1 protein-coding gene is annotated in these 1,561 nt (G+C 38.3%); it reads left to right on the top strand.

All coding sequences use genetic code 11. From position 1 onward, the window contains the following. Positions 1 to 1,514, top strand: a 1,514-nt coding sequence (locus ORI89_RS19140; RefSeq protein WP_268232131.1) for an alanine-zipper protein, incomplete at its 5' end; no start/stop codon positions are given. Between the last annotated feature and the right edge of the window lie 47 nt (positions 1,515 to 1,561).

Below are 1,561 nucleotides of genomic sequence, written 5' to 3'. Positions count from 1 at the left end.
AAAAGATTACACCTGATGCAATTAACTTCACTGTTAAAGCTCAGGTCGACAGTAAGAGTACAGGTCGAATGATTTATCGAGACCCGAGTTTCGAAAGTGGACTAAACAGCGTCAAGGTATATAATAATGCAAATAATGGTAATGTAACTGTAACTAGAATACAAGATAGTAATACTACATCACCAACACGCATCCCGTGGCAAGTTAGAATTAGAAATATTGGGGCGGCATCACCAGGGATTGGAGGATTTAATTTTCAAACTCCTTCATACGCTAACGCTAAATTTTTAACAAAAATTATTGCATTAATACCTGCGGGGAGAGAATTAATTTTTGGTAGTAATCCTTATGGCAATGGAGGCACTAGTAAATGGTTAACTTCAAATTTGGGTACAGGAAAATGGGAAGAATATACACACGAAGTTACTTGTGGTGCTACAGGTACTTTTTCAACTACCCATTTTTTTTATATAAATGGAGCGGTGGGAACTCCCTCGTCTCCTGTAGACTGGTACGTGTCTTTTGCTACAGTATATAACTTATCGCAGGTAGATGACACCCCTACTGTATCTGAGGTTGAATCGTCTTTTGATATGACAGCTAATAAAATGAAGTTGTTTTCAAAAGAAATCGAGATGTCGGGTCTTATTACCTTTCAAGCAACAAATGCACAAAATACTGCTAACGCTGCTCAGGGTACTGCTAATACCGCTAATACAAAAGCAGGACAAGCAGACGCTAAAGCTACAAATGCTCAAAGCACAGCGAATACAGCAAACGGGACAGCTAACGCAGCAAATAATCAAGTGAACGCTTGGAAATATCCGAACAAGACAACTATCAACGGAGGTGCTATTGAGACAAATACTATTGATGCAAATAGAATAACAGCAGGTACAATATTTACACAGCAATTGACTGCTCAAAATTTAACGGTTACTGGGAGTTCAAAAATAGGTCAAATGTCCATAGATAGTAACGGGTATTTATATAACAATTCAGGCAAAGGAGGTATGGATATTTATGGTACTAATATAAGTGCACGCATTGGAACGTCGACCGCCCCTGGAACATTAGGATTAGCTGTGCCTTTATGGATTGAAAATCATAAAACAGATCAGGATACAAATTACGGAATTGTAGTTTCTGCTAAAAGTGCGCAAGGAGGAAAAAACTATGCGATTTCTATACTAGGGGGAATGATTTCGGGTGGAAGTTGGAATAATAGGGTGATGCCGAACGGGACTACCACACTAACTAATGGAGACGACATCATTGCAATACCTAACACAGGTAGCTATTTATTTAGACTGCCTTCATCACCCGAGGACGGAAAAACGATACAATTTGTTCGGGCGCACTCAGGTTCTGTCACAATTCAATTTGATGGTAACGGTAGGAATATACTTTATAAAGGGGTAGATAGTAGTAGTGTAACGGGTACTGTTACGGGTTTTTGGGGTATCGCTATATACATAAAAGCAACAAATAAATGGTTTTTAGCATCAAATTAAATACAAATGAATAAACAAGAAAATAAAAGAGTGTTCAAGTTCGAGGA

It is taken from the genome of Sphingobacterium sp. UT-1RO-CII-1, from assembly GCF_026711005.1.
Lineage (GTDB): Bacteria > Bacteroidota > Bacteroidia > Sphingobacteriales > Sphingobacteriaceae > Sphingobacterium.
Note: the sequence above shows the minus strand (reverse complement) of the source record. Positions and strands in the feature narration are given on the sequence as shown.